This window comes from Mycobacterium sp. 1165178.9, from assembly GCF_001673555.1.
Lineage (GTDB): Bacteria > Actinomycetota > Actinomycetes > Mycobacteriales > Mycobacteriaceae > Mycobacterium.
Genome location: NZ_LZMB01000031.1, coordinates 1 through 20,251 on the forward strand (window position 1 = coordinate 1; position 20,251 = coordinate 20,251).

At 66.8% G+C, this 20,251-nt stretch carries 22 protein-coding genes and 1 pseudogene; 8 read left to right on the top strand and 15 right to left on the bottom strand.

Annotation, left to right across the window (positions count from 1 at the left end):
• The 6 genes and pseudogenes from A5652_RS01660 to infA all read right to left on the bottom strand — a co-directional run.
• A partial coding sequence (locus A5652_RS01660; protein ID WP_067346042.1) for a DNA-directed RNA polymerase subunit alpha occupies positions 1–1,030 on the bottom strand: 1,030 nt, incomplete at its 3' end.
• 129 nt (positions 1,031–1,159) lie between these two features.
• Positions 1,160–1,766, bottom strand: a pseudogene (gene rpsD / locus A5652_RS01665) (30S ribosomal protein S4).
• Between the two features lie 9 nt (positions 1,767–1,775).
• Positions 1,776–2,195, bottom strand: a complete 420-nt coding sequence (gene rpsK / locus A5652_RS01670; protein ID WP_067345980.1) for a 30S ribosomal protein S11 — start codon at positions 2,193–2,195, stop codon at positions 1,776–1,778.
• 5 nt (positions 2,196–2,200) lie between these two features.
• The gene (gene rpsM / locus A5652_RS01675; RefSeq protein ID WP_067129331.1) at positions 2,201–2,575 is read right to left on the bottom strand and encodes a 30S ribosomal protein S13; all 375 of its coding nucleotides are present in this window, start codon (positions 2,573–2,575) and stop codon (positions 2,201–2,203) included.
• Positions 2,576–2,769: 194 nt separating this feature from the next.
• Positions 2,770–2,883 (bottom strand): 50S ribosomal protein L36, encoded by a 114-nt coding sequence (rpmJ, locus tag A5652_RS26300; RefSeq protein ID WP_003879483.1) that lies wholly within the window; start codon positions 2,881–2,883, stop codon positions 2,770–2,772.
• A gap of 53 nt (positions 2,884–2,936) precedes the next feature.
• Positions 2,937–3,158: a translation initiation factor IF-1 gene (gene infA, locus A5652_RS01680; protein WP_003418601.1), complete on the bottom strand. Its 222-nt coding sequence runs from the start codon at positions 3,156–3,158 to the stop codon at positions 2,937–2,939.
• 251 nt (positions 3,159–3,409) lie between these two features.
• Between infA and A5652_RS01685 the strand changes: the two genes are divergently transcribed.
• The 5 genes from A5652_RS01685 (at position 3,410) to rfbC (ending at position 9,215) form a co-directional block, all read left to right on the top strand.
• Positions 3,410–5,074, top strand: coding sequence for an FAD-dependent oxidoreductase (locus A5652_RS01685; RefSeq protein ID WP_067345982.1), 1,665 nt, complete (start codon positions 3,410–3,412; stop codon positions 5,072–5,074).
• Positions 5,071–6,606, top strand: coding sequence for an ATP-binding protein (locus A5652_RS01690; RefSeq protein WP_067345985.1), 1,536 nt, complete (start codon positions 5,071–5,073; stop codon positions 6,604–6,606). The genes A5652_RS01685 and A5652_RS01690 overlap by 4 nt, the downstream gene beginning before the upstream one ends.
• A gap of 28 nt (positions 6,607–6,634) precedes the next feature.
• The gene (locus A5652_RS01695) at positions 6,635–7,483 is read left to right on the top strand and encodes an LLM class F420-dependent oxidoreductase (RefSeq protein ID WP_067345988.1); all 849 of its coding nucleotides are present in this window, start codon (positions 6,635–6,637) and stop codon (positions 7,481–7,483) included.
• Between the two features lie 105 nt (positions 7,484–7,588).
• On the top strand, positions 7,589–8,584 hold the full coding sequence (rfbB, locus tag A5652_RS01700) for a dTDP-glucose 4,6-dehydratase (RefSeq protein WP_067345990.1): 996 nt from the start codon (positions 7,589–7,591) through the stop codon (positions 8,582–8,584).
• A gap of 1 nt (position 8,585) precedes the next feature.
• Positions 8,586–9,215 (top strand): dTDP-4-dehydrorhamnose 3,5-epimerase, encoded by a 630-nt coding sequence (gene rfbC, locus A5652_RS01705; RefSeq protein ID WP_156745094.1) that lies wholly within the window; start codon positions 8,586–8,588, stop codon positions 9,213–9,215.
• On the opposite strand, the gene A5652_RS01710 is transcribed toward rfbC, so the two are convergent.
• The 6 genes from A5652_RS01710 to A5652_RS01735 are packed head-to-tail and all read right to left on the bottom strand — an operon-like array spanning position 9,187 to position 13,652.
• A complete protein-coding gene (locus A5652_RS01710) occupies positions 9,187–9,573 on the bottom strand; it encodes a hypothetical protein (protein WP_067345996.1) in 387 nt (128 codons plus the stop codon). The two genes, rfbC and A5652_RS01710, sit on opposite strands and share 29 nt — an antisense overlap.
• Complete coding sequence (locus tag A5652_RS01715) at positions 9,570–10,499, bottom strand: metallophosphoesterase (protein WP_067345999.1); 930 nt, start codon at positions 10,497–10,499, stop codon at positions 9,570–9,572. The genes A5652_RS01710 and A5652_RS01715 overlap by 4 nt, the downstream gene beginning before the upstream one ends.
• Entirely contained in the window at positions 10,496–10,897 is a 402-nt protein-coding gene (locus tag A5652_RS01720) for a cupredoxin family copper-binding protein (protein ID WP_067346002.1), read from the bottom strand. Before A5652_RS01720 ends, A5652_RS01715 begins: the two co-directional genes overlap by 4 nt.
• 30 nt (positions 10,898–10,927) lie before the next feature.
• The gene (locus tag A5652_RS01725; RefSeq protein ID WP_067346004.1) at positions 10,928–11,635 is read right to left on the bottom strand and encodes a Rieske (2Fe-2S) protein; all 708 of its coding nucleotides are present in this window, start codon (positions 11,633–11,635) and stop codon (positions 10,928–10,930) included.
• The gene (locus A5652_RS01730; RefSeq protein ID WP_067346006.1) at positions 11,632–12,183 is read right to left on the bottom strand and encodes an RNA polymerase sigma factor; all 552 of its coding nucleotides are present in this window, start codon (positions 12,181–12,183) and stop codon (positions 11,632–11,634) included. The genes A5652_RS01725 and A5652_RS01730 overlap by 4 nt, the downstream gene beginning before the upstream one ends.
• Before the next feature lie 41 nt (positions 12,184–12,224).
• Positions 12,225–13,652, bottom strand: a complete 1,428-nt coding sequence (locus A5652_RS01735; RefSeq protein WP_067346008.1) for an NAD(P)-binding protein — start codon at positions 13,650–13,652, stop codon at positions 12,225–12,227.
• 105 nt (positions 13,653–13,757) lie between these two features.
• Here A5652_RS01735 and A5652_RS01740 point away from each other — a divergent pair, with 105 nt between their 5' ends.
• The 3 genes from A5652_RS01740 to mmsB are packed head-to-tail and all read left to right on the top strand — an operon-like array spanning position 13,758 to position 17,352.
• Entirely contained in the window at positions 13,758–15,278 is a 1,521-nt protein-coding gene (locus A5652_RS01740) for a CoA-acylating methylmalonate-semialdehyde dehydrogenase (RefSeq protein ID WP_067346010.1), read from the top strand.
• 9 nt (positions 15,279–15,287) lie between these two features.
• The gene (locus A5652_RS01745; RefSeq protein WP_067346011.1) at positions 15,288–16,454 is read left to right on the top strand and encodes an acyl-CoA dehydrogenase family protein; all 1,167 of its coding nucleotides are present in this window, start codon (positions 15,288–15,290) and stop codon (positions 16,452–16,454) included.
• A 13-nt stretch (positions 16,455–16,467) separates the two neighbouring features.
• Positions 16,468–17,352: a 3-hydroxyisobutyrate dehydrogenase gene (gene mmsB, locus A5652_RS01750; RefSeq protein ID WP_067346013.1), complete on the top strand. Its 885-nt coding sequence runs from the start codon at positions 16,468–16,470 to the stop codon at positions 17,350–17,352.
• 2 nt (positions 17,353–17,354) lie between these two features.
• On the opposite strand, the gene A5652_RS01755 is transcribed toward mmsB, so the two are convergent.
• The 3 genes from A5652_RS01755 to A5652_RS01765 all read right to left on the bottom strand — a co-directional run bounded on the left by A5652_RS01755 (position 17,355) and on the right by A5652_RS01765 (position 20,242).
• Positions 17,355–18,446: a methyltransferase gene (locus A5652_RS01755; RefSeq protein WP_067346015.1), complete on the bottom strand. Its 1,092-nt coding sequence runs from the start codon at positions 18,444–18,446 to the stop codon at positions 17,355–17,357.
• A gap of 14 nt (positions 18,447–18,460) precedes the next feature.
• A complete protein-coding gene (locus A5652_RS01760; RefSeq protein WP_067346018.1) occupies positions 18,461–19,660 on the bottom strand; it encodes an NAD(P)/FAD-dependent oxidoreductase in 1,200 nt (399 codons plus the stop codon).
• A 75-nt stretch (positions 19,661–19,735) separates the two neighbouring features.
• Positions 19,736–20,242, bottom strand: a complete 507-nt coding sequence (locus A5652_RS01765) for a MarR family winged helix-turn-helix transcriptional regulator (RefSeq protein WP_067346020.1) — start codon at positions 20,240–20,242, stop codon at positions 19,736–19,738.
• Positions 20,243–20,251: the final 9 nt, after the last annotated feature.

A 20,251-nucleotide genomic window follows, 5' to 3' on the forward strand; every position in this document is an offset into this window, starting at 1 on the left:
TTTCCGCGTAGTCCTGGTCGTCGTAGGACGCCTCGCTGGACCAGGTGCCGGTGGCCACGTCGTAACCCGCGACCTGCGAGGGGTCGAAGCTCGGCGGGCTGTCCTTGAGCGACAGGCCCAGCTGGTGCAGCTTGACCTTCACCTCGTCGATGGACTTCTGACCGAAGTTGCGGATATCGAGCAGGTCGGACTCGGTGCGGCTCACCAGCTCGCCGACGGTGTGCACACCCTCGCGCTTGAGGCAGTTGTAGGACCGCACCGTCAGGTCCAGGTCGTCGATCGGCAGGGCGAACGACGCGATGTGGTCGGCCTCCGCCGGCGACGGCCCGATCTCGATGCCCTCGGCCTCGACGTTGAGTTCGCGTGCCAGGCCGAACAATTCGACGAGGGTCTTACCGGCCGACGCCAGCGCGTCGCGGGGGTTGATCGAACTCTTGGTCTCGACGTCCAGGATCAGCTTGTCGAAGTCGGTGCGCTGCTCGACACGAGTGGCGTCCACCTTGTAGGTGACCTTGAGCACCGGCGAGTAGATGGAATCGACTGGGATGCGGCCGATTTCGGCCCCGGAGGCGCGGTTCTGCACGGCGGGCACGTAGCCACGGCCGCGCTCGACGACCAGCTCGACCTCGAGCTTGCCCTTGTCGTTCAGCGTCGCGATGTGCAGGTCGGGGTTGTGCACGGTGACACCGGCGGGCGGCACGATGTCACCCGCGGTGACCTCGCCCGGGCCCTGCTTGCGCAGGTACATGGTGACCGGCTCGTCCTCCTCGGAGGACACCACCAGGCTCTTGAGGTTCAAGATGATCGCGGTGACGTCTTCCTTGACGCCCGGCACGGTGGTGAACTCGTGCAGCACGCCGTCGATGCGGATGCTGGTGACGGCCGCACCCGGAATCGAGGACAGCAGCGTCCGGCGCAACGAATTGCCAAGGGTGTAACCGAATCCCGGCTCCAGCGGCTCGATGACGAACTGGGAGCGGTCGTCGGTGAGGACTTCCTCCGACAGTGTGGGTCGCTGAGAGATCAGCATGTGTTTCTTCTTCTCCTTCTCGGCACCCGCTATTTGATGCCGCTTGGTTCTCCGCGGTAACCCGCTGCGCCCGGCTTCGCCGCGCTTGCGATCACCGCAGACCTGCACCGGGTTGGATGCAGGGGGTCCTTACTTCGAGTAGAACTCGACGATGAGCTGCTCGGCGAGCGGCACGTCGATCTGCGCCCGCTCGGGCAGCTGGTGGACGAGGATGCGCTGACGCTCCCCCACCACCTGCAGCCAGCTGGGGATCGGACGGTCACCCGCCGTCTCCCGCGCGATCTGGAACGGCACGGTGTTCAGCGAGCTGTCCCGCACGTCGATGATGTCGTGCTGCGACACCCGGTAGCTCGGGACGTTGACGTGCACGCCGTTGACGCTGAAGTGTCCGTGGCTGACCAGCTGACGCGCCATCCGGCGGGTCCGCGCCAGGCCGGCGCGGTACACGACGTTGTCCAGCCGGCTTTCCAGGATGCGCAGCAGTTCCTCACCGGTCTTGCCGGATTGCCGCACGGCCTCTTCGTAGTAGCGGCGGAACTGCTTTTCCATCACGCCGTAGGTGAAGCGGGCCTTCTGCTTCTCCTGCAGCTGCAGCAGGTATTCGCTTTCCTTGATCCGCGCGCGGCCGTGCTGGCCGGGCGGGTAGGGACGCTTCTCGAAGGCCTGGTCGCCGCCGACGAGGTCGGTGCGATGGCCGGCGCGACTTGCGAGTGATGGGTCCGGTGTAACGAGCCATGGTTGTCTCCTAGACCCTTCTGCGCTTCGGCGGTCGGCAGCCGTTGTGCGGCTGGGGGGTGACGTCGGCAATCGCACCGACCTCCAGGCCGGCGGCCTGCAGCGACCGGATCGCGGTCTCCCGCCCCGAACCCGGGCCCTTCACGAACACATCGACCTTCTTCACGCCGTGTTCCTGCGCCTTGCGCGCGGCGTTCTCGGCGGCCAGCTGGGCCGCGAACGGGGTCGACTTCCGTGACCCCTTGAAGCCGACATGACCCGACGACGCCCAGGCGATGACGTTGCCCTGAGGGTCGGTGATCGTGACGATCGTGTTGTTGAAGGTGCTCTTGATGTGCGCGGCACCGTGCGGGATGTTCTTCTTTTCCCGCCTGCGGGTCTTCTGACCCTTCTTGGGCGCCGCGGCGCCCGCCTTCTTTGCTGGTGGCATCGGGGTTACCTGGCCTTCTTCTTGCCGGCGATGGTGCGCTTGGGGCCCTTGCGGGTGCGCGCGTTGGTCTTGGTCCGCTGACCGCGCACCGGCAGGCCGCGGCGGTGCCGCAGGCCCTGGTAGCAGCCGATCTCGATCTTGCGGCGGATGTCGGCCTGCGTCTCGCGGCGGAGGTCACCCTCGACCTTGAGGTTTGCCTCGATGTAGTCACGCAGGTGGGTCAGCTGGTCATCGGTCAGATCCCTGGTGCGCAGGTCCTTGTCGATGCCGGTAGCGGCCAGGATCTCGTTCGACCGGGTGCGGCCGACGCCGAAAATGTAGGTCAGGGCGATCTCCATCCGCTTATCACGCGGAAGGTCGACGCCGACTAGTCGAGCCATGGGTGGCGTTTCCTCTTTTTCCAGGCGGAGGTCTGTTCCCAGCCCGTTCCCGGCCCCTGATGGGTGCTACCGGGGTCCGGCCTCCGTCCGGACGTGGATGAGCCAGCCCATCTACTCGATGCCAGCCGCTCACTGGTGCTGGGAGGTCTGCATTCAGTTGTGTGGGTACTGCGGGGCGCCGGAGTCCTGACGGGCTAGCCCTGGCGCTGCTTGTGGCGCGGATCGGAGCAGATCACCATGACCCGCCCATGCCGACGGATCACCCTGCACTTGTCACAGATTGGCTTGACGCTCGGGTTCACCTTCACGGCTGTTCGATCCTGTTCTGTTTCGTTCGTAGTTGTTGGAGATCAGGCGCGCTTTACTTGTACCGGTACACGATGCGGCCGCGGGACAGGTCGTAGGGAGAGAGCTCCACCACCACCCGGTCCTCGGGCAGGATGCGGATGTAGTGCTGCCGCATCTTGCCGCTGATGTGGGCAAGCACCTTGTGACCGTTCTCCAGCTCAATGCGGAACATCGCATTGGGCAGGGGCTCGACCACCCGGCCTTCCACCTCGATGGCGCCGTCCTTCTTGGCCATAACTAGTTAAAAGTCCTCGTCGTATAGTTTCGTTCTCGTCTGCGCCTAGTCGACGCAACATTGCACCGACTTGGAACGTGAGCCGGTGACAGGAAATTCCTAGGGACTTGGCACACAAAAAGTCGGCGCGGATGCCGCACCGTTGTTCCACGATACCTGGTAAATCCGCTCCACCAAAATCGCTGTCGGCGGAACGCGGCCGCCGTCCTGGACCTCCCACACGGCCGCTGACGAGCGCATACTTAACGCCGATGACCAACCCCTCAAGCCAGCGCAAGCCCGTCATGTTGACCGTCGACGACGATCCCTCGGTCTCCCGGGCGGTGGCGCGCGACCTGCGTCGCCACTACGGCGAAGAGCACCGGATCGTGCGCGCGGAGTCCGGGCCCGACGCCCTGGGCACGCTCAAAGAGCTCAAACTGCGCGGCGAGACGGTCGCGGTGCTCATCGCCGACTACCGGATGCCGCAGATGAGCGGCATCGAGTTCCTCGAGCAGGCGATGGACCTGTATCCGGCGGCACGCCGGGTGCTGCTGACCGCCTACGCCGACACCCACGCCGCCATCGACGCGATCAACGTCGTCGACCTGGACCATTACCTGCTCAAGCCGTGGGATCCGCCGGAGGAGAAGTTCTACCCCGTCATCGACGGGCTGCTGGACGCCTGGCGGGCGGCACCCGAGCACCCCATCCCGCACACCAAGGTGATCGGCCACCGCTGGTCGGCGCGGTCCTGGCAGGTCCGCGACTTCTTGGCCCGCAACGGCCTCTACTACACCTGGTTCATGGCGGACGAGCCCGCCGGCGAGCGGCTGCTCAGCGCGGCCGGCGAGGACGGCATGAAGCTGCCCGTGGTGGTCACCCAGCGCGGCGACACCCTGGTCGAACCCACCGACGCGCAGCTGGCCGAGACCCTGGGCCTGACCACCACGCCGTCGCAGGACTTCTACGACCTGATCGTGGTCGGCGGCGGGCCCGCGGGCCTGGCCGCCGCCGTGTACGGCGCCTCCGAGGGCCTGCGCACGGTGCTCATCGAACACATCGCCACGGGCGGTCAGGCGGGGCAGAGCTCGCGCATCGAGAACTACCTTGGCTTCCCGGATGGTGTTTCGGGCAGCCAGCTGGCCGAGCGCGCCCGCCGGCAGGCGGAGAAGTTCGGCGCCGAGCTGATCACGGCACGCAAGGCCGTCGCCCTCGAGGTGAACGGATCCAAGCGCACGGTGCGGTTCGCCGACGGCGGGTCCGTCGACGCGCACGCGGTCATCCTCGCCACCGGGGTCGCCTACCGCCAGCTGCAGGCCGAGGGTTGCACGGAGCTGACCGGCTGCGGCATCTACTACGGCGCCGCCGTCTCCGTCGCCTCGGACTGCGAGGACGAAGAGGTCTACGTGATCGGCGGGGCCAACTCGGCCGGCCAGGCCGCCATGTACCTGTCCCGGACGGCCAAGTCGGTCAACATCGTCGTGCGAGCCCCGTCGCTGGAGGCGTCGATGTCCTACTACCTGATCCAGCAGATCGAGGCGAACCCGAAGATAAACGTCCTGACCTGTACCGAGGTGCAGCGCGCCACCGGCGACGGCCACCTGGAGAAGCTGACCCTGGTCAACAACCGGACCGAGGAAACCGAAGAAGTCGCCTGCGTCCGGATGTTCATCTTCATCGGGGCCGCCCCGCGCACCGACTGGCTGGACGGGGTGGTGGCCCGCGACGACCACGGCTTCATCCTGACCGGCCCCGACCTGCGCAACGTGTGCGGCTGGACGCTGGACCGCCCGCCGCACCACCTGGAGACCAGCGTCCCGGGGGTGTTCGCCACCGGCGACGTCCGCTCGACGTCGGCCAAACGGGTCGCCGCCGCCGTCGGTGAAGGATCGATGGCCGTCATGCTGGTCCACCGCTACCTGGCCGAAGCATGACCACCGCGGAATCAAGGCCCATGCCGTGCCAGCCCGACGAGCTGCGCAGCCTCTTCCTGTTCGAAGCGCTGACCGACGAGCAGCTCGCGGTGCTGTGCAGCAATGGGCACATCCAGCACTACGAACCGGGCCCGATCTGCGTCGAAGGCGAACCGGCGACCTGCTTCTACGTCCTCATCGACGGGGAGCTGACCATGAGCAAGCTCTCCGGCGGCCAGGACATCGAGACCAACCGCACCTCGCAGCGCGGCGTGTACTGCGGGGCCTGGCGGGCGTTCACCGGCGGCAACCAGAAGAGCTACGACGCCTCGGTGCACGTGACCAAGCCGTCGCGCTTCTTCGTGATGGATGCGCCGGTGTTCGCCCAGTTCATGAAAGACCAGTTCCCGATGGCGGTGCATCTGCTCGACGGCATCGCCGTCGGCACCGATCGGACCCGCCGGATCATCGGCAACCGCGAGAAGCTGCTGGCCCTGGGCCGGCTGTCGGCCGGGCTCACGCATCAGCTGAACAATCCCGCGGCGGCGATCTCGCGCTCAGCGGCGGATCTGCGCGAGCGCGTGGCCAACATGCGGCACAAGCTGGCGATGCTCGCCGACGGCACCATCAGCGCCGAGGCGTTGAGCGCGCTGGTGCAGTTGCAGGAGAGGGTCGCCGAGCAGGTCGCCAAGTCGGCCTCACAGCACCTGAGCGCCCTCGAGACCTCCGACCGCGAGGACGCCGTGGGCGACTGGCTGGAAGACCACGGCATCGACGACGGGTGGGACATCGCTCCGACGTTCGTCGAGGGCGGCATCGACACCGATTGGCTGGAGCGGATCTCCGCGGTCAGCCAGGAGCTCGAGTCGACATCGCTGGAGCAGGCGATCCGATGGATCAACTACACCATCGAGAGCGAGCTGCTGATGAACCAGATTCTGGAAGCGAGCAAACGGATCTCGGCGCTGGTCGCCGACGCCAAACAGTATTCGCAGCTGGATCGGGCTCCGTTCCAGGTGACGAACGTGCACGACCTGCTGCGCAGCACGCTGGTGATGTTCGCCGACCGATTGACCAAGGACGCGGGCAAGGACGCCGGCAAGGACCACGCCGTCACGGTGGTCAAGGACTTCGATCAGACGTTGCCCGAAATCCCTTGCTACCCGGGCGATCTCAACCAGGTGTGGACCAACATCATCGACAATGCGATCGCCGCGATGCGCGATACCGGCGGCACGCTGACCGTCCGCACCTGTCGGGAAGGCGACAACCTGGCCCGCGTCGAAATCTGCGACACCGGCCCGGGAATACCCGAGGACGTGCGCGAGCACATCTTCGAGCCGTTCTTCACCACCAAACCCTTCGGCGAGGGCACCGGGCTGGGCCTGGACCTGGCGTTCAACATCGTCGTGAAGAAGCATCGGGGAGACCTGCGGGTGGAGTCGGTGCCCGGCGACACTCGGTTCATCGTGCTGCTGCCGCTGGAGCCACCCCCCGTCGTCGCCGCCGCCGCGGACCTCGACGTCGACGGGGATGTAGCCGCCCCGGAATAGCTCTCGCGGGGCGCGGGTTACGAACACCATGACCGATGCAGCGAGCAAACCCAATCTCGGCCGGTTCGGATCCTTCGGACGCGGCGTCACACCCGAGCAGGCCAGGGACATCGAAGCGCTGGGCTACGGCGCCGTCTGGGTCGGCGGTTCCCCGCCCGCCGAGCTGGCCTGGGTCGAGCCCCTCCTGGAGGCGACGACGACGCTGCAGGTGGGCACCGGCATCGTCAACATCTGGACCGCGGCGGCCAAGCCGGTGGCAGATTCCTTCCACCGCATCGACAAGGCCTACCCGGGCCGGTTCCTGCTGGGGATCGGCGTCGGCCACCCCGAGGCCCACACCGAGTACCGCAAGCCCTACGACGCGCTCGCCGACTACCTGAAGCAGCTCGATGACTACGGCGTGCCCGCCAGCCGCCGGGTGGTGGCGGCGCTGGGCCCGCGCGTCCTCAAACTCGCCGCGGAACGCTCGGCCGGGGCGCACCCCTACCTGACCACCCCGGAACACACCGCGCACGCCCGCGAACTCATCGGACCATCGGCTTTCCTGGCCCCCGAGCACAAGGCCATCCTGACCACCGACCCCGAGAAGGCCCGGGCCGTCGGCCGCAAGGCGCTCGACATCTACTTCAATCTCGCCAACTACCGAAACAATTGGAAGCGGCTGGGTTTCACTGAGGACGAAGTCACCCGGCCCGGTAGCGACCGCCTGGTGGACGCGGTGGTGGCGTATGGCACCGTGGACCAGATCGCCGCGCGACTCAAAGAACACCTGGACGCCGGCGCCGATCACGTCCCCGTGCAGGTCCTGACGAAGGATGAAAACCTGGTCTCGGCACTGGCCGAACTGGCGGGCCCGCTGGGTTTGACACCGTCCTGACCTGCCGTAGGGGGAGCGAGATGACCGAGGGAGTTTCACTCAAACCCGAGGGCCCCTGGGGCTAACTGCCGCAAACTGACCGATGGGCTCGGTTAGGGTTTGGGCATGCGGTTACTGGTCACCGGCGGCGCTGGATTCATCGGCGCCAATTTCGTGCACAGCACGGTCCGGGAGCACCCCGAGGACTCCGTGACGGTGCTCGACGCCATGACCTATGCGGGTCGGCGCGAGTCACTGGCCGACGTTGAGGACTCCATAGAGCTGGTGGTCGGTGACATCACCGACGCCGAGCTGGTGTCGCGGCTGGTCGCCGAATCCGACGCGGTGGTGCATTTCGCCGCGGAGAGCCACGTCGACAACGCGTTGGACAGTCCCGAGCCCTTCCTGCACACCAACGTCATCGGAACCTTCACCATCCTCGAGGCGGTGAGACGTTACGGCGTGCGCCTGCACCACATCTCGACCGACGAGGTCTACGGCGACCTGGAGCTCGACGACCCGCGGCGGTTCACCGAGGCGACGCCCTATAACCCGTCCAGCCCGTATTCGGCGACCAAAGCCGCCGCCGACATGCTGGTGCGCGCCTGGGTGCGCTCGTACGGGGTGCGCGCGACGATCTCGAACTGCTCCAACAATTACGGGCCGTATCAGCATGTCGAGAAGTTCATTCCGCGCCAGATCACCAACCTGCTCACCGGCCGTCGGCCCAAGCTCTACGGCACCGGCGCCAACGTCCGCGACTGGATCCACGTCGACGACCACAACAGCGCGGTCCGGCGCATCCTGGACAAGGGCGAAATCGGGCGCACCTACCTGATCAGCTCCGAAGGGGAGCGCGACAACCTGACCGTGCTGCGGACACTGCTGCAGATGATGGGCCGCGAGCCCGACGACTTCGACCGCGTCACCGACCGCGTGGGCCACGATTTGCGTTACGCCATAGACCCGTCGTCGCTGTACAACGAATTATGTTGGGCGCCAAAGCATACCGATTTCGAAGGCGGTCTGCGCGCCACGATCGACTGGTATCGCGCCAACGAATCGTGGTGGCGTCCGTTGAAAGATGCCGCGGAGGCCCGCTACGAAGAGCGCGGGCAGTAGCGTGCACGTACGCGAACTGAAGGTTCCCGGAGCCTGGGAGATCACTCCCGACGTTCACGGCGATTCGCGTGGCCTTTTCTTCGAATGGCTCAGCGACAAGGGCTTCCGCTCCTTCGCCGGCCACGGGCTGGACGTCAGACAGGCCAATTGCTCGGTATCATCGGCCGGCGTGCTGCGTGGGTTGCACTTCGCGCAGCTGCCACCGAGCCAGGCCAAGTACGTGACCTGCGTTCGCGGTTCGGTGTTCGATGTTGTCGTCGATATCCGGGTGGGCTCGCCGACCTTCGGGCAGTGGGATTCGGTCCTGCTCGACGACTCCGATCACCGGACGATCTATGTTTCCGAAGGCCTGGGGCATGGTTTCCTCGCGCTACAGGACAATTCGACCGTGATGTATTTGTGCTCCGCGGAATACAACCCGCAGCGCGAACACACGATTTGCCCGACCGATCCGGCGCTGGGCATTGACTGGCCGCTGGTGGACGGGGCGGCGCCCAACTTATCCGACCGTGATGCCGCGGCGCCCAGCTTCGCCGAGGTGCGCGCCTCCGGCCTGCTGCCCACCTGGGATGAGACGAAGGCGTTTGTTGGCCAGATGCGACTCAAGCAGGAGCGGCCCGATTCCGCCTAGCCGCTAGGGCGCTCGCCCACACGGCCACCGTCAGCACCTCAGCCATCACGCTGATAGCGGCGTACGGCGCCGGGTCCCAACCCCTTTCAAGGAAGCCGGACAGCCCGACGGTGCGCGACATAACGAACGCGACCAGCGAGCCGGCCGCCAGGGCGGCCCCGGCCCAGCTCAGCCACCCGGGACCGCCGATCAGGATCAGCAGCGCGATCGCGAACGAAACGCTGGCCTGAATCATGAATGCGCTGCCGATCGTCGGAATATGGTGGTAGCCATGCACATAGAGGTACGCGTGGCTGGCGGCGCTGACGGTCAACGACACGGCGATGCCGAGGCGGACCAGGATGCTCGTCAAACTCATTGCAGTGCAGTCTCCTTCAGGGCCAGGGCGGTCTCTCCCCTTGCGTAGCTGACCTCGCGTATGCCCAGCGCGTCGCGCAGCTTGCCTGCCGGGAGCGTCACCGGCTTGGGCGCGGGGCCGTCACCCGGTCGCGGCAGCGGGTAGGCGGTGGTGGTGCCGCTGTAGAACGTGACGTTGTCCTCCGTTTTGGAGAACAGTTGGTGGACATGGCCGTTCAAGCACGTCACCGAGGAGAAGCGGCGCAGATAGCTGAGCGCCTGCGTGGCATCGTCGGTGCCCCAGCCCCATTGCGGGTACATCGCAAACAGGGGGATGTGGCTGAACACGATGATGGGAGTATCGCTGGAAAGACGAGCGACATCCTTCTTGACGAACTCCAACTGATCGGCACCGAGATGGCCGAGCTTGTGAAGATTCAGCGTGTTGACCAACGCGATCAGGTGCACGCCGGCGATGTCTTGGCTGTACCACCCGTCGCCGACTGAGCCGGCGCCGAACGCGTTTCGATACTTCTGCCCCGCATCGTCGATCGAGTCGTGCTCCCCGGGCACGGTGAACACGTGTGGCGTCTTGAGGCCCCTCATCATCTGCTTCACCTGGTCGAACTGCTCCGGGCTGGACAGGTGGGTGAGGTCCCCGGTGTGGATGACGAAATCAGGTGTGTAACCGAGGTTGTTGACCAGATCGATCGCATGGCCGAACGTTGCCGTGACGTCGGGGTTTGGCGCCCCGGTGAACCCGAGGTGGCTGTCGCTGATTTGAGCGAACCGCAGGGTGGGCTTGGCCGCCACGTGCTGCGCCCCCGCCTGGCCCGCGACGTGCGAGATGACCTCGCCGCCGGCCACGGCGAACCCGACCGCCGCACCGAACCATGCCGTGTGCCGGATGAGCTGGCGGCGCGTCATGCCGCTCTCTTGGGCACTCATCCCGTCACCACCACGGTGCCGCGCATCATCGGGTGGATCGAACAGACGTAGTCGAAAGTCCCCGCGGTGGAGAAGGTGTGGGTGAAGGTGGCGCCCGTTCCCATGCCGGGTGAGTGAAACGAGCCGTCGCTTGCTGCCACCGTGTGGGGTTCTTCGTCGCGGTTGGTCCACGTGACGGTGGTCCCTGCGGGCACGGTCAGGGTCACCGGCGCAAACGCGAAGCCGTCGATGCTGACCTGGTCGCCGCGCACCGGAGCCGCCGGTGCGGTTGTCGACATCGCGGTGGTGGTGGACGGGGCGGTGGTCGCCACCGGCCGTGGCTGGGAACAGCCGGCAAGCAGCAACACACCCACGGCCGGAACGGCCGCCAAAAGTCTTCGTCGCACGGGGATATCCATGCCAAGAGATAGCGCGGTGGGTTACACCGCTCAGGCCGGCCGCCCGGGGCCCGGCGGGGCGAATACCTCGATGACTCCATTGACCTCACGAACCATCAATGCGGGCAGCGGTTTTGGCGCTATCGGCAACTGGTGGGTGAGCACCTGCCCGACGGGCGAGAACGACGTGGTGTGGCAGGGGCAGCGCAGCGTGTCGTCGGGTGCGTCGAACCACAGCTTGCAGCCCTGGTGGGTACACACCCCGGAGATCGCCTGGATTTTGCCGTCGACGCGGCGGACGAACCCGGTCACCGATCCGAGGTCGAAGGCGTGCATGGCACCGTCGGGCACGTCCGAGCCGGCCGCGACGCGCTGCCAGCTGCCCTCGTTGGGTGTGAGTTGCGGGGCGGCAACCTCGGGGGTGCGACCGTCGCCGGCGTGGCCCGCGATCAGGGCCCGGTCGACGGACACCGCGGCGACCGCGGCGGTGGCGGCGGCCGACGTGCCGACGATGACCTGGCGGCGCGTGCTGCTGCGGCCGGGCGCCATTTCCGTTGGCGTGCCCGACATCTGCTCGGCGACACGGCGGTGCAGATCGGCGACGAATTCCGGGCGCGGCGCGTCACCGCCCTCGCGAGCCGCGCGCAGTTCGATCGCGGTGCGGACCTGCGCTGCCTCGAAGTCATCGGGCGCGAACGGCCTGGGCCGGCGCCCCCGCAACAGGTCGTCGACATACCGTCGCAGCCCTCGCGCGTTCATGACTGGCCCCCATCGTTGACCTGCGCCGCTAGCCGCAGGGCGCGGTGCTGGAGCACTTTGGCATTGGCCACGCTGATCCCGAGTTCCGCGGCTGACTCCTTGATCGAATTACCCCGCAGGAAGCGGGATTCCAAAATCTGGCGGTAGCGGTCCGGCAAAGTGTCCAAAACCCGGGCAACGCGCTGCGGCGCGGTGCTGATCGCGTCCTGACTGTCGGCTGGTTGTTCGATGTCCTCGATCGAGGTTATCTCTCGGCCCAGCGTCTCGCGCCAGTGCGCGGCCAGCACCGTCCTGGCCGTCGCCCGCAGGTACGCGCGCACCTCGGCGACGCTCGCGGTCAGCCGCAGCGGTCGCAGCGCGGCGAGGAACACCTCGGCGGTGAGGTCTTCGGCGTCGGTTTGGTTGCCGACGCGCGCGAACAGCGTGCGGTACACCCAGCTCACGTTGTCGGAGTACACGGCTTCCCAGTTCGGGTAGCCGGCGTCCTGGCCGTCGTCGGGCACCGCGCGCAGGGGTCGCGGTCCGACGGGTTCGTTTCTTGGCGCCACATGCCTCCTTCACCCGATGAATATCGGCTCGGGTTACACGGTCAGCGCGCGTCGAGCGCAGCCTCGGCGGCCATCAGCTGGTCGAGCTTGGTGGCGGTGGCGGCCAGCGCCGATTTGGCGATGTCCAGTATCCGGTCGCGCACGCGGGGCTTCGTCGACGGCGGGCCGAGCAGGTGTCCCATCAGATTTCCGAAGAGGTCCAGGCGCGCCCCAGCGAGCCAGCCGGTCAACTCCGGGTCGCCGAGCCAGCGCAGCTGATTGCCGTAGTCGGCTCGCGCGAGGCGCAGCCAGTCGAGGTCGGTGTCCGGGTGCGGCAACGGCACGCACAGCTCGTTTTTCACGCCGTCGTCCGGATAGGCCGCTTCGACGTGAGCGATCAGCGCGGCGCTGAATATCTGTTGGCATCCGCGCACGCTTTGTAACGTGATGCGGTCAGCGTCGAAAATTGGTGTAGCGGGCCGTTTTTCGGCACCGTCGGCGGTGCAGTCGATGTACAGCGCGCAGGAGTCCATCGCCACGGCGCCGTCGTCGAGCACCATCCGGTCGGCCTCGACGCCTTGCAGGTGGCCCATCCGCACGACGCCGGGGATGCGTCGCAGCTGCTCGAGTTCGAGCCGGGTGACGGTCGCGCAGCGATACATGCTCGGCCGGATCGCCGGATCAAGCCGCAGCAGCGCACCGACGTGTTCCAGACGCGAAAACAGATCCTCGACCGACTCCGCCTCCGCGACGGCCCGTAACTGCGCGGTAAAACAGGCTTTGATCCGGTCGGCGAACAACGATCCGGGCTGGATCGTCGCGCGATCCAGCAGCCAGGAGTCGCGGGGCATGATCCAGGTCAGCCGGTCCGGCGCGACGCCGTGACCGAGCAGCCACAGGCAGGTGTCGATGCCGGTCTTGCCGGCCCCCACGACGACGTAGCGCTCACGCGCGGCGAGCCGGGGCAGGTCGTTGGGCGGCACGCATCGGATGCCGTCGGCAACCCCATAAGGAGGGGGGCGCATGGCCGGAACGGTGACCCGCATGTAGGTGGCGTCGACGACGCGGTGCGTCACGCGGACGGCGTGGTCGGCGCCGGCCAGCGTGCGAAACCGGCCTTCACCACAGCTTTGGCCGAGGTATTCGCTCATCGGGAAATAGTTGACCCGGCCCGTCGGCAACCAGTCCCGGCGCATGATGCGTTCGTAATACGCGCAGATCTCGCCGGCACTCGCCAATTCGTAAAGGCCTTGGTTCCAACCCACTTGATCGATGGTGTCGCTGCCCAACCGTGACGAGTTGACGCCGTAGAAAGCGGAGGGCTGATGCAGCCGCACGAACGGGTAGGCCATGGTCCAGTGCCCACCGGGCGCGTGGTGGCGGTCCACCACCACCACGCTGGCCTCCGTCTCGGAGACCAGCGTGTCGATGAACGCCATGCCCATGGCGCCCGCGCCGACGACCAGGTAGTCGGCCTCGATGGTGCGCATACAGCTGTCAGGCTAGCCGGGCGCCCACCTTGCCAACGCCCTAACCGGGTTACTAGGATATGCAAGTATCCGCTCAAAGCGCCGTCAACCACACTCGAGGGCCCAATGACCACACAAATTCCGCACTTCATCGATGGGCAGCGCACCGCCGGCAAGTCCGGCCGCAGCGCTGACGTCTTCGATCCCAGCACCGGGCAGGTTCAGGCGACGGTGCCGATGGCCGGCCAAGCCGACATCGACGCCGCGGTGTCGTCGGCCGTCGAGGCCCAAAAGGGTTGGGCCGCAACCAATCCGCAGCGGCGCGCGCGGGTGATGATGCGCTTCATCGAGCTGGTCAACAACCACAACGACGAGCTGGCCGAGCTGCTGTCGCGCGAGCACGGCAAGACCCTGGCCGACGCCAAGGGCGACATCCAGCGCGGCATCGAGGTCATCGAGTTCTGCCTCGGCATCCCCCACCTGCTCAAGGGCGAGTACAGCGAAGGCGCCGGCCCGGGCATCGACGTCTACTCGTTGCGCCAGCCGCTGGGCGTGGTCGCCGGCATCACGCCGTTCAACTTCCCGGCGATGATCCCGCTGTGGAAGGCCGGCCCCGCACTGGCCTGCGGCAACGCCTTCGTGCTCAAGCCCAGCGAGCGCGACCCGTCGGTCCCGGTGCGACTGGCCGAACTGTTTCTGGAGGCGGGTTTGCCGCCAGGCGTCTTCCAGGTCGTGCACGGCGACAAGGAGGCCGTCGACGCCATCCTGAACCACCCCGACATCCAGGCGGTCGGGTTCGTCGGCAGCTCCGACATCGCGCAATACATCTACGCGGGGGCCGCGGCCACCGGCAAGCGCTCGCAGTGCTTCGGGGGCGCCAAGAACCACATGATCGTGATGCCCGACGCCGATCTGGACCAGGCCGTCGACGCCCTGATCGGTGCCGGGTACGGCAGCGCCGGTGAGCGCTGCATGGCGATCAGCGTTGCGGTCCCGGTCGGTGACAAGACCGCCGACCGCCTGCGCGCCCGGCTCATCGAGCGGATCAACAACCTGCGCGTGGGCCACAGCCTGGACCCCAAGGCCGACTACGGCCCGCTGGTGACAGAGGCCGCCCTGGCAAGGGTGCGCGACTACATCGCCCAGGGAGTCGACGCGGGGGCCGAACTGGTCATCGACGGCCGCGAACGCGCCAGCGACGACCTGACTTTCGGTGACGCCAACCTCGAAGGCGGCTTCTTCATCGGCCCCACCCTGTTCGACCACGTCACCCCGGACATGTCGATCTACACCGACGAGATCTTCGGCCCCGTGCTGTGCATCGTAAGAGCCACGAACTACGAAGAAGCGCTGGCGCTTCCTTCTCAGCACGAATACGGCAACGGGGTGGCGGTTTTCACCCGCGACGGCGACGCGGCCCGCGACTTCGTCTCCCGCGTGCAGGTCGGCATGGTCGGTGTCAACGTGCCCATCCCGGTCCCGGTGGCCTACCACACCTTCGGCGGCTGGAAGCGTTCCGGGTTCGGTGACCTCAACCAGCACGGCCCGTCGTCGATCATCTTCTACACCAAGACCAAGACGGTGACGTCGCGGTGGCCGTCCGGCATCAAGGACGGCGCCGAATTCGTCATTCCCACCATGGATTGAGACTGCTTTATGGCTTCTTTTACCCTCGATGACGACGAACGCGTGATCACCGAGACGGCCGCCGCGTTCGCCACCAAGCGCCTCGCCCCACACGCCCTGGAATGGGATGCGGCCAAACACTTCCCGGTCGACGTGCTGCGAGAATCGGCTGAGCTCGGCATGGCGGCGATCTACTGCCGCGAGGATGTCGGCGGCAGTGGCCTGCGCCGGCTCGATGGGGTGCGCATCTTCGAGCAGTTGGCGATCGCCGACCCGGTCACCGCCGCGTTCCTGTCCATCCACAACATGTGCGCGTGGATGATCGACAGCTTCGGCACCGCCGAGCAGCGCAAGGACTGGGTCCCACGGCTGGCGTCGATGGACGTCATCGCCAGCTACTGCCTCACCGAACCCGGCGCCGGTTCCGACGCCAGCGCGCTGAGTACCCGCGCGGTCAAACAGGGCGGCGATTTTGTGCTCGACGGCGTCAAGCAGTTCATCTCCGGCGCGGGCGCCTCGGACGTCTACGTGGTGATGGCCAGGACGGGAAGTGAGGGCCCGCGCGGCATATCGGCCTTCGTCGTCGAAAAGGGCACTGCTGGACTGAGTTTCGGTGCACTCGAGGAGAAGATGGGCTGGCATGCGCAGCCCACCGCACAGGTGATCCTGGAGGGCGTCCGGGTGCCGGCCGACGCGATGCTGGGCGGAGCCGACGGCGAGGGCGCCGGATTCGGCATCGCGATGAAAGGCCTCAACGGCGGTCGGCTCAATATCGCCGCGTGCTCGCTCGGCGGCGCCCAGGCCGCCGCCGACAAGGCGGGCGCCTACGTTCGCGACCGGCAGGCGTTCGGGTCGTCGCTGCTCGACGAGCCGACCATCCGTTTCACCCTGGCCGACATGGCCACCGGCCTCGAGACGTCGCGAATGATGTTGTGGCGGGCGGCCGATGCCTTGGACGCCGACGATCCCGACAAAGTCGAGTTGTGCGCAATGGCCAAGCGCTACGTCACCGACACCTGCTTCGAGGTCGCCGACAAAGCCCTGCAGCTGCACGGCGGCTACGGCTACCTGCGCGAGTATGGTCTGGAAAAGATCGTCCGCGACCTCCGAGTGCACCGGATACTGGAAGGCACCAACGAAATCATGCGGGTGGTCATCGGCCGGGCCGAAGCCGCACGGGTCCGCGCAACCGTATAGAAGGGTCTTTTAGATGACCGAGCACCTGACGGTGGCCTTCCTGGGCCTGGGTCATATGGGCGGGCCCATGGCGACGAATCTTGTTGCGGCCAAACACGCGGTGCGCGGATTCGATCCTGTGCCGGCGGCGTTGTCCGCGGCGACCGAGGCCGGGGTCACCGGATTCGGCAGCGCCATCGACGCGGTGGCCGGCTCGGACGTGGTCATTACCATGTTGCCCAACGGGGAGCTGGTCAAACGCTGCTATGCGGAGATCCTGCCGGCTGCGCGATCCGGCGCGTTGTTCATCGACAGCTCCACGATCTCGGTCGACGATGCCCGCGAGGTGCATGCGCTGGCCGAATCGAACGGCGTCGCGCAGCTGGACGCACCAGTGTCCGGCGGGGTGAAGGGTGCCGTCGCCGGGACTCTGGCGTTCATGGTGGGTGGCGACGAGGACGCCCTGCAGCGGGCGCGGCCGGTGCTGGAACCCATGGCGGGCAAGATCATTCACTGCGGCGCGGCCGGTGCCGGGCAGGCCGCCAAGGTGTGCAACAACATGGTGCTGGCGGTGCAGCAGATCGCGATCGGCGAGGCGTTCATCCTGGCCGAGAAGCTCGGGTTGTCCGCCCAGTCCCTGTTCGACGTCATCACCGGGGCGACCGGCAACTGCTGGGCCGTGCACACCAATTGCCCTGTGCCCGGCCCGGTCCCGGCCTCACCAGCCAACAACGACTTCAAACCGGGCTTTGCCACCGCGCTGATGAACAAGGACCTGGGCCTGGCGATGGACGCGGTGTCCTCCAGCGGATCGGCGGCTCCACTGGGTACACACGCCGCCGAGATCTACGCGAAATTCGCTGCCGACCACGCCGATAAGGACTTCAGCGCGGTCATCGAGATGCTGCGCGGCAGCTGAACTCACGCGAGCTTGGCTTCCACGACGCTGAGCGGTGAAGCGGTTCGTACCACCCTCGTCATCTCAAACCCCGCTTCGCTCAGCAGATATCGGTACTCGGCCGCCGTGCGTTCCCGCGCGCCCAGGTTCAGCAGCATCTCCAGGTCCACCCAGTTTCCAGGGAAGTCACGGTCGTGCTCCGGGATGACCATTTCGACCAGTAGCACCCTGGCCTGCGGGCCCGCCGCTGCGCGAACGTTGCGCAGGATTCGGACCGCCATGTCGTCGCGCCAGTCGTGGACGATGTTCTTGAGGATGTAGGCGTCACCCCCACCCGGAACGGTGTCGAAAAACGATCCCTCCGCGATGCACACCCGGTCGGCCACACGGTGCCTTTCGAACAATGGGAGCGCGCTCGCGACGACCGAGGGCAAGTCGTACAGCACGCCGCGGGAACCGGGCGCCGCCGCGAGGACGGCGGCCAGCAGCGGGCCGTGACCACCGCCGACGTCGACAATCGTGGGGTAGGCGCTGAAGTCGTAACCGGCGACCACCGACGCCGTGGTCAGCTCCGAAATGTTCGTCATCGTCTGGTTGAAGAGCTCGGCGAGCTCGGGCTCGTCGGCGAAGTAGGCGAAGCTGTCCTTGCCGTGCAGCGCCGGGACGACGGACAGACCGGTGCGGACGGAATCAACGAGCAGCGTCCATCGTTCGCGCTGCTCCCGGGACCCGTAGAACCGCGCCGCGGACGTTGTCGACACCGGTGCATCCGAACACAGTGTCGCCGCAAGGGCATTAAGCTCATAGCGACCGTCGCGGCGGCGGCGGAAAACCCCGCGACCGATCAGGGCGCGCAGCAACCGTCGCAGGGCGTCGGCGTCCGCGCCCACCTGGTCTGCCAGTTCCTCGATCGGCAGCGGGCCCTTGGCCAGCGCGTCGGCGACGCCCAATTGGGCCGCGACGGTGATCGCCTGCGAAGCCCAAGTGGCGGTGATCATTTCCATCATCGCCGCGGGCGGGGGCACCAGCCGTTGATGTAGCCGATACAGGCGATGGCGGACCCATTCGACAACGCGGGCCAGCCGCGGAGGCGGCACCTTGGCGCTCGTCGACATCACCTCACCTCCGTTCAGACGCGCGCGGGCGCTACGGCCGCGAGGTCTCGACTGATCGCCGCGGACATCCGGGTGTGGCTCACCTTGTGCAGGAACGACGCCAGCGCCCACGTCATCACCCGGTCCGAGATCATTGCCGCCGGCCTCAGCATGGACTCGCTGCGGGACACCTGCTGCGTGGTCACCCAGGACACGGCCTTGACCTGGCGCCGCCGGGTCTTTTCATACCAGCGCAGCGCGCTCGCGAGCTGATGCCTCCCGCCGGGAAGGATTGTCCGATCGAGATTCGAAAGCGCCTTGCACAACACCATCGTGTCGAGCAGCGCCTGGTTTGTCCCCTGCGCAAGGGTCGGCGGCATCGTGTGGGCGGCATCGCCGAGCAGGGTGACAGCGCCACGGCCCGCGCGGAGAATCGGATGCCGGAAATGCGGGAATGGCGAAGGGGCAAGATCCTCGTCGTTCAGCGTCAGCAGCACACGGTCGACAAGATCGGACCATCCGGTGAAATGGGAACGCAGCGTGTCGACCGGACGTGGCGGCCTGACGAAGTCGGGCGTCCACGGCAAGTCAAACCACCACTGCAGATTCGACCCTCCCGCTGGCCACAGGCCAAGGTTTCCATGCTCGCCGATGATCATGAGCGCGACGTTTCGGTCGACGTTGCCCGGAAGCGACACAAGCCCCTGCCAGCTGCACCAGCCCGTGGGCCGCGCGGCCGGCCCGCCCACATGATCACGGACCCTCGAGTGCAGACCGTCCGCGCCGATCAGCAGATCCCCTTCGGCCGAGGTGCCGTCGTCGAATTCGACCCGCACCCCACTCTGGGTGTTGACGAAACCGATAGCACGGCGGTTGAACCGAATGCGCTCTGCGGCAAACCCTTTCAGCAGGCGTTCGAGCAGGAGTCGACGCGGGACCATCCGGACCGGTGCGCCCAATCGCGCCGTGATCGTCGTCAGGTCCACCGTTGCGATTCGGCGACCCGTGGGTGTCTTGACGCGCACGGTGGACAGTAGCTGCCCGGCGCCTTCCATATCGACACCGAGCTGATCCAAAACCCTTGCGCCATTGGGCCAAATGGTTACGGCGCCCCCACCCGGCTGCGAATCCGGCCGTCGCTCGAAGAGGGTGACGTCATGCCCGTCGCGCATGAGCCCGCGGGCAACGGAAATGCCGCCGACACCGGCACCGACGACAAGGATGCGAAGCGGCATCGGTGTCAGTTCCGCGCAGGGCCAAGGTTCATCGCAGACCTCCTACCGCTACCACGTAGGACGTCGGCGAGAGGTTCAAAAGTCGCCGGCGTTGCGCCGCAGCGTCTCAATGGACGATACGAGCGCTTCGGACTCGTCGGCGTCGATCCCGATGTCACCGAACACCTGCTCGTTGAGCGTGATGGTGGCGTCCTCGACGGTCGAGCGCCCCAAATCGGTAATCTGCACGAGTGTGGTGCGCCCGTCGGTGGGGTGGGGCACCCGCTGCACCAGCCCGTTGGCTTCCAGCCGACGGATCGCATGCGTGACGCTGGTGACGTGGACCTGCAGGCGGTCGGACGCCTTGGTGATGGGCAGCGCGCCGCTGCGGCTGAACGCCAGGAGCCGCAACAACTCGAAGCGGGAAAAGCTCAAGTCGTAGGGGCGCAGCGCGTTCTCGACGCGGGCGAGCAGGATCTGGTGAGCCCGCATCACGGAGGTCACCGCCACCATGCCCGGCGCCACGTCACCCCAGCCGGCACGCGTCCAGTTCGCCCTCGCCTGTGCGATCGGGTCGGGTTTGTCGGATGCAGAAGGGGCCACGCCCTTTCT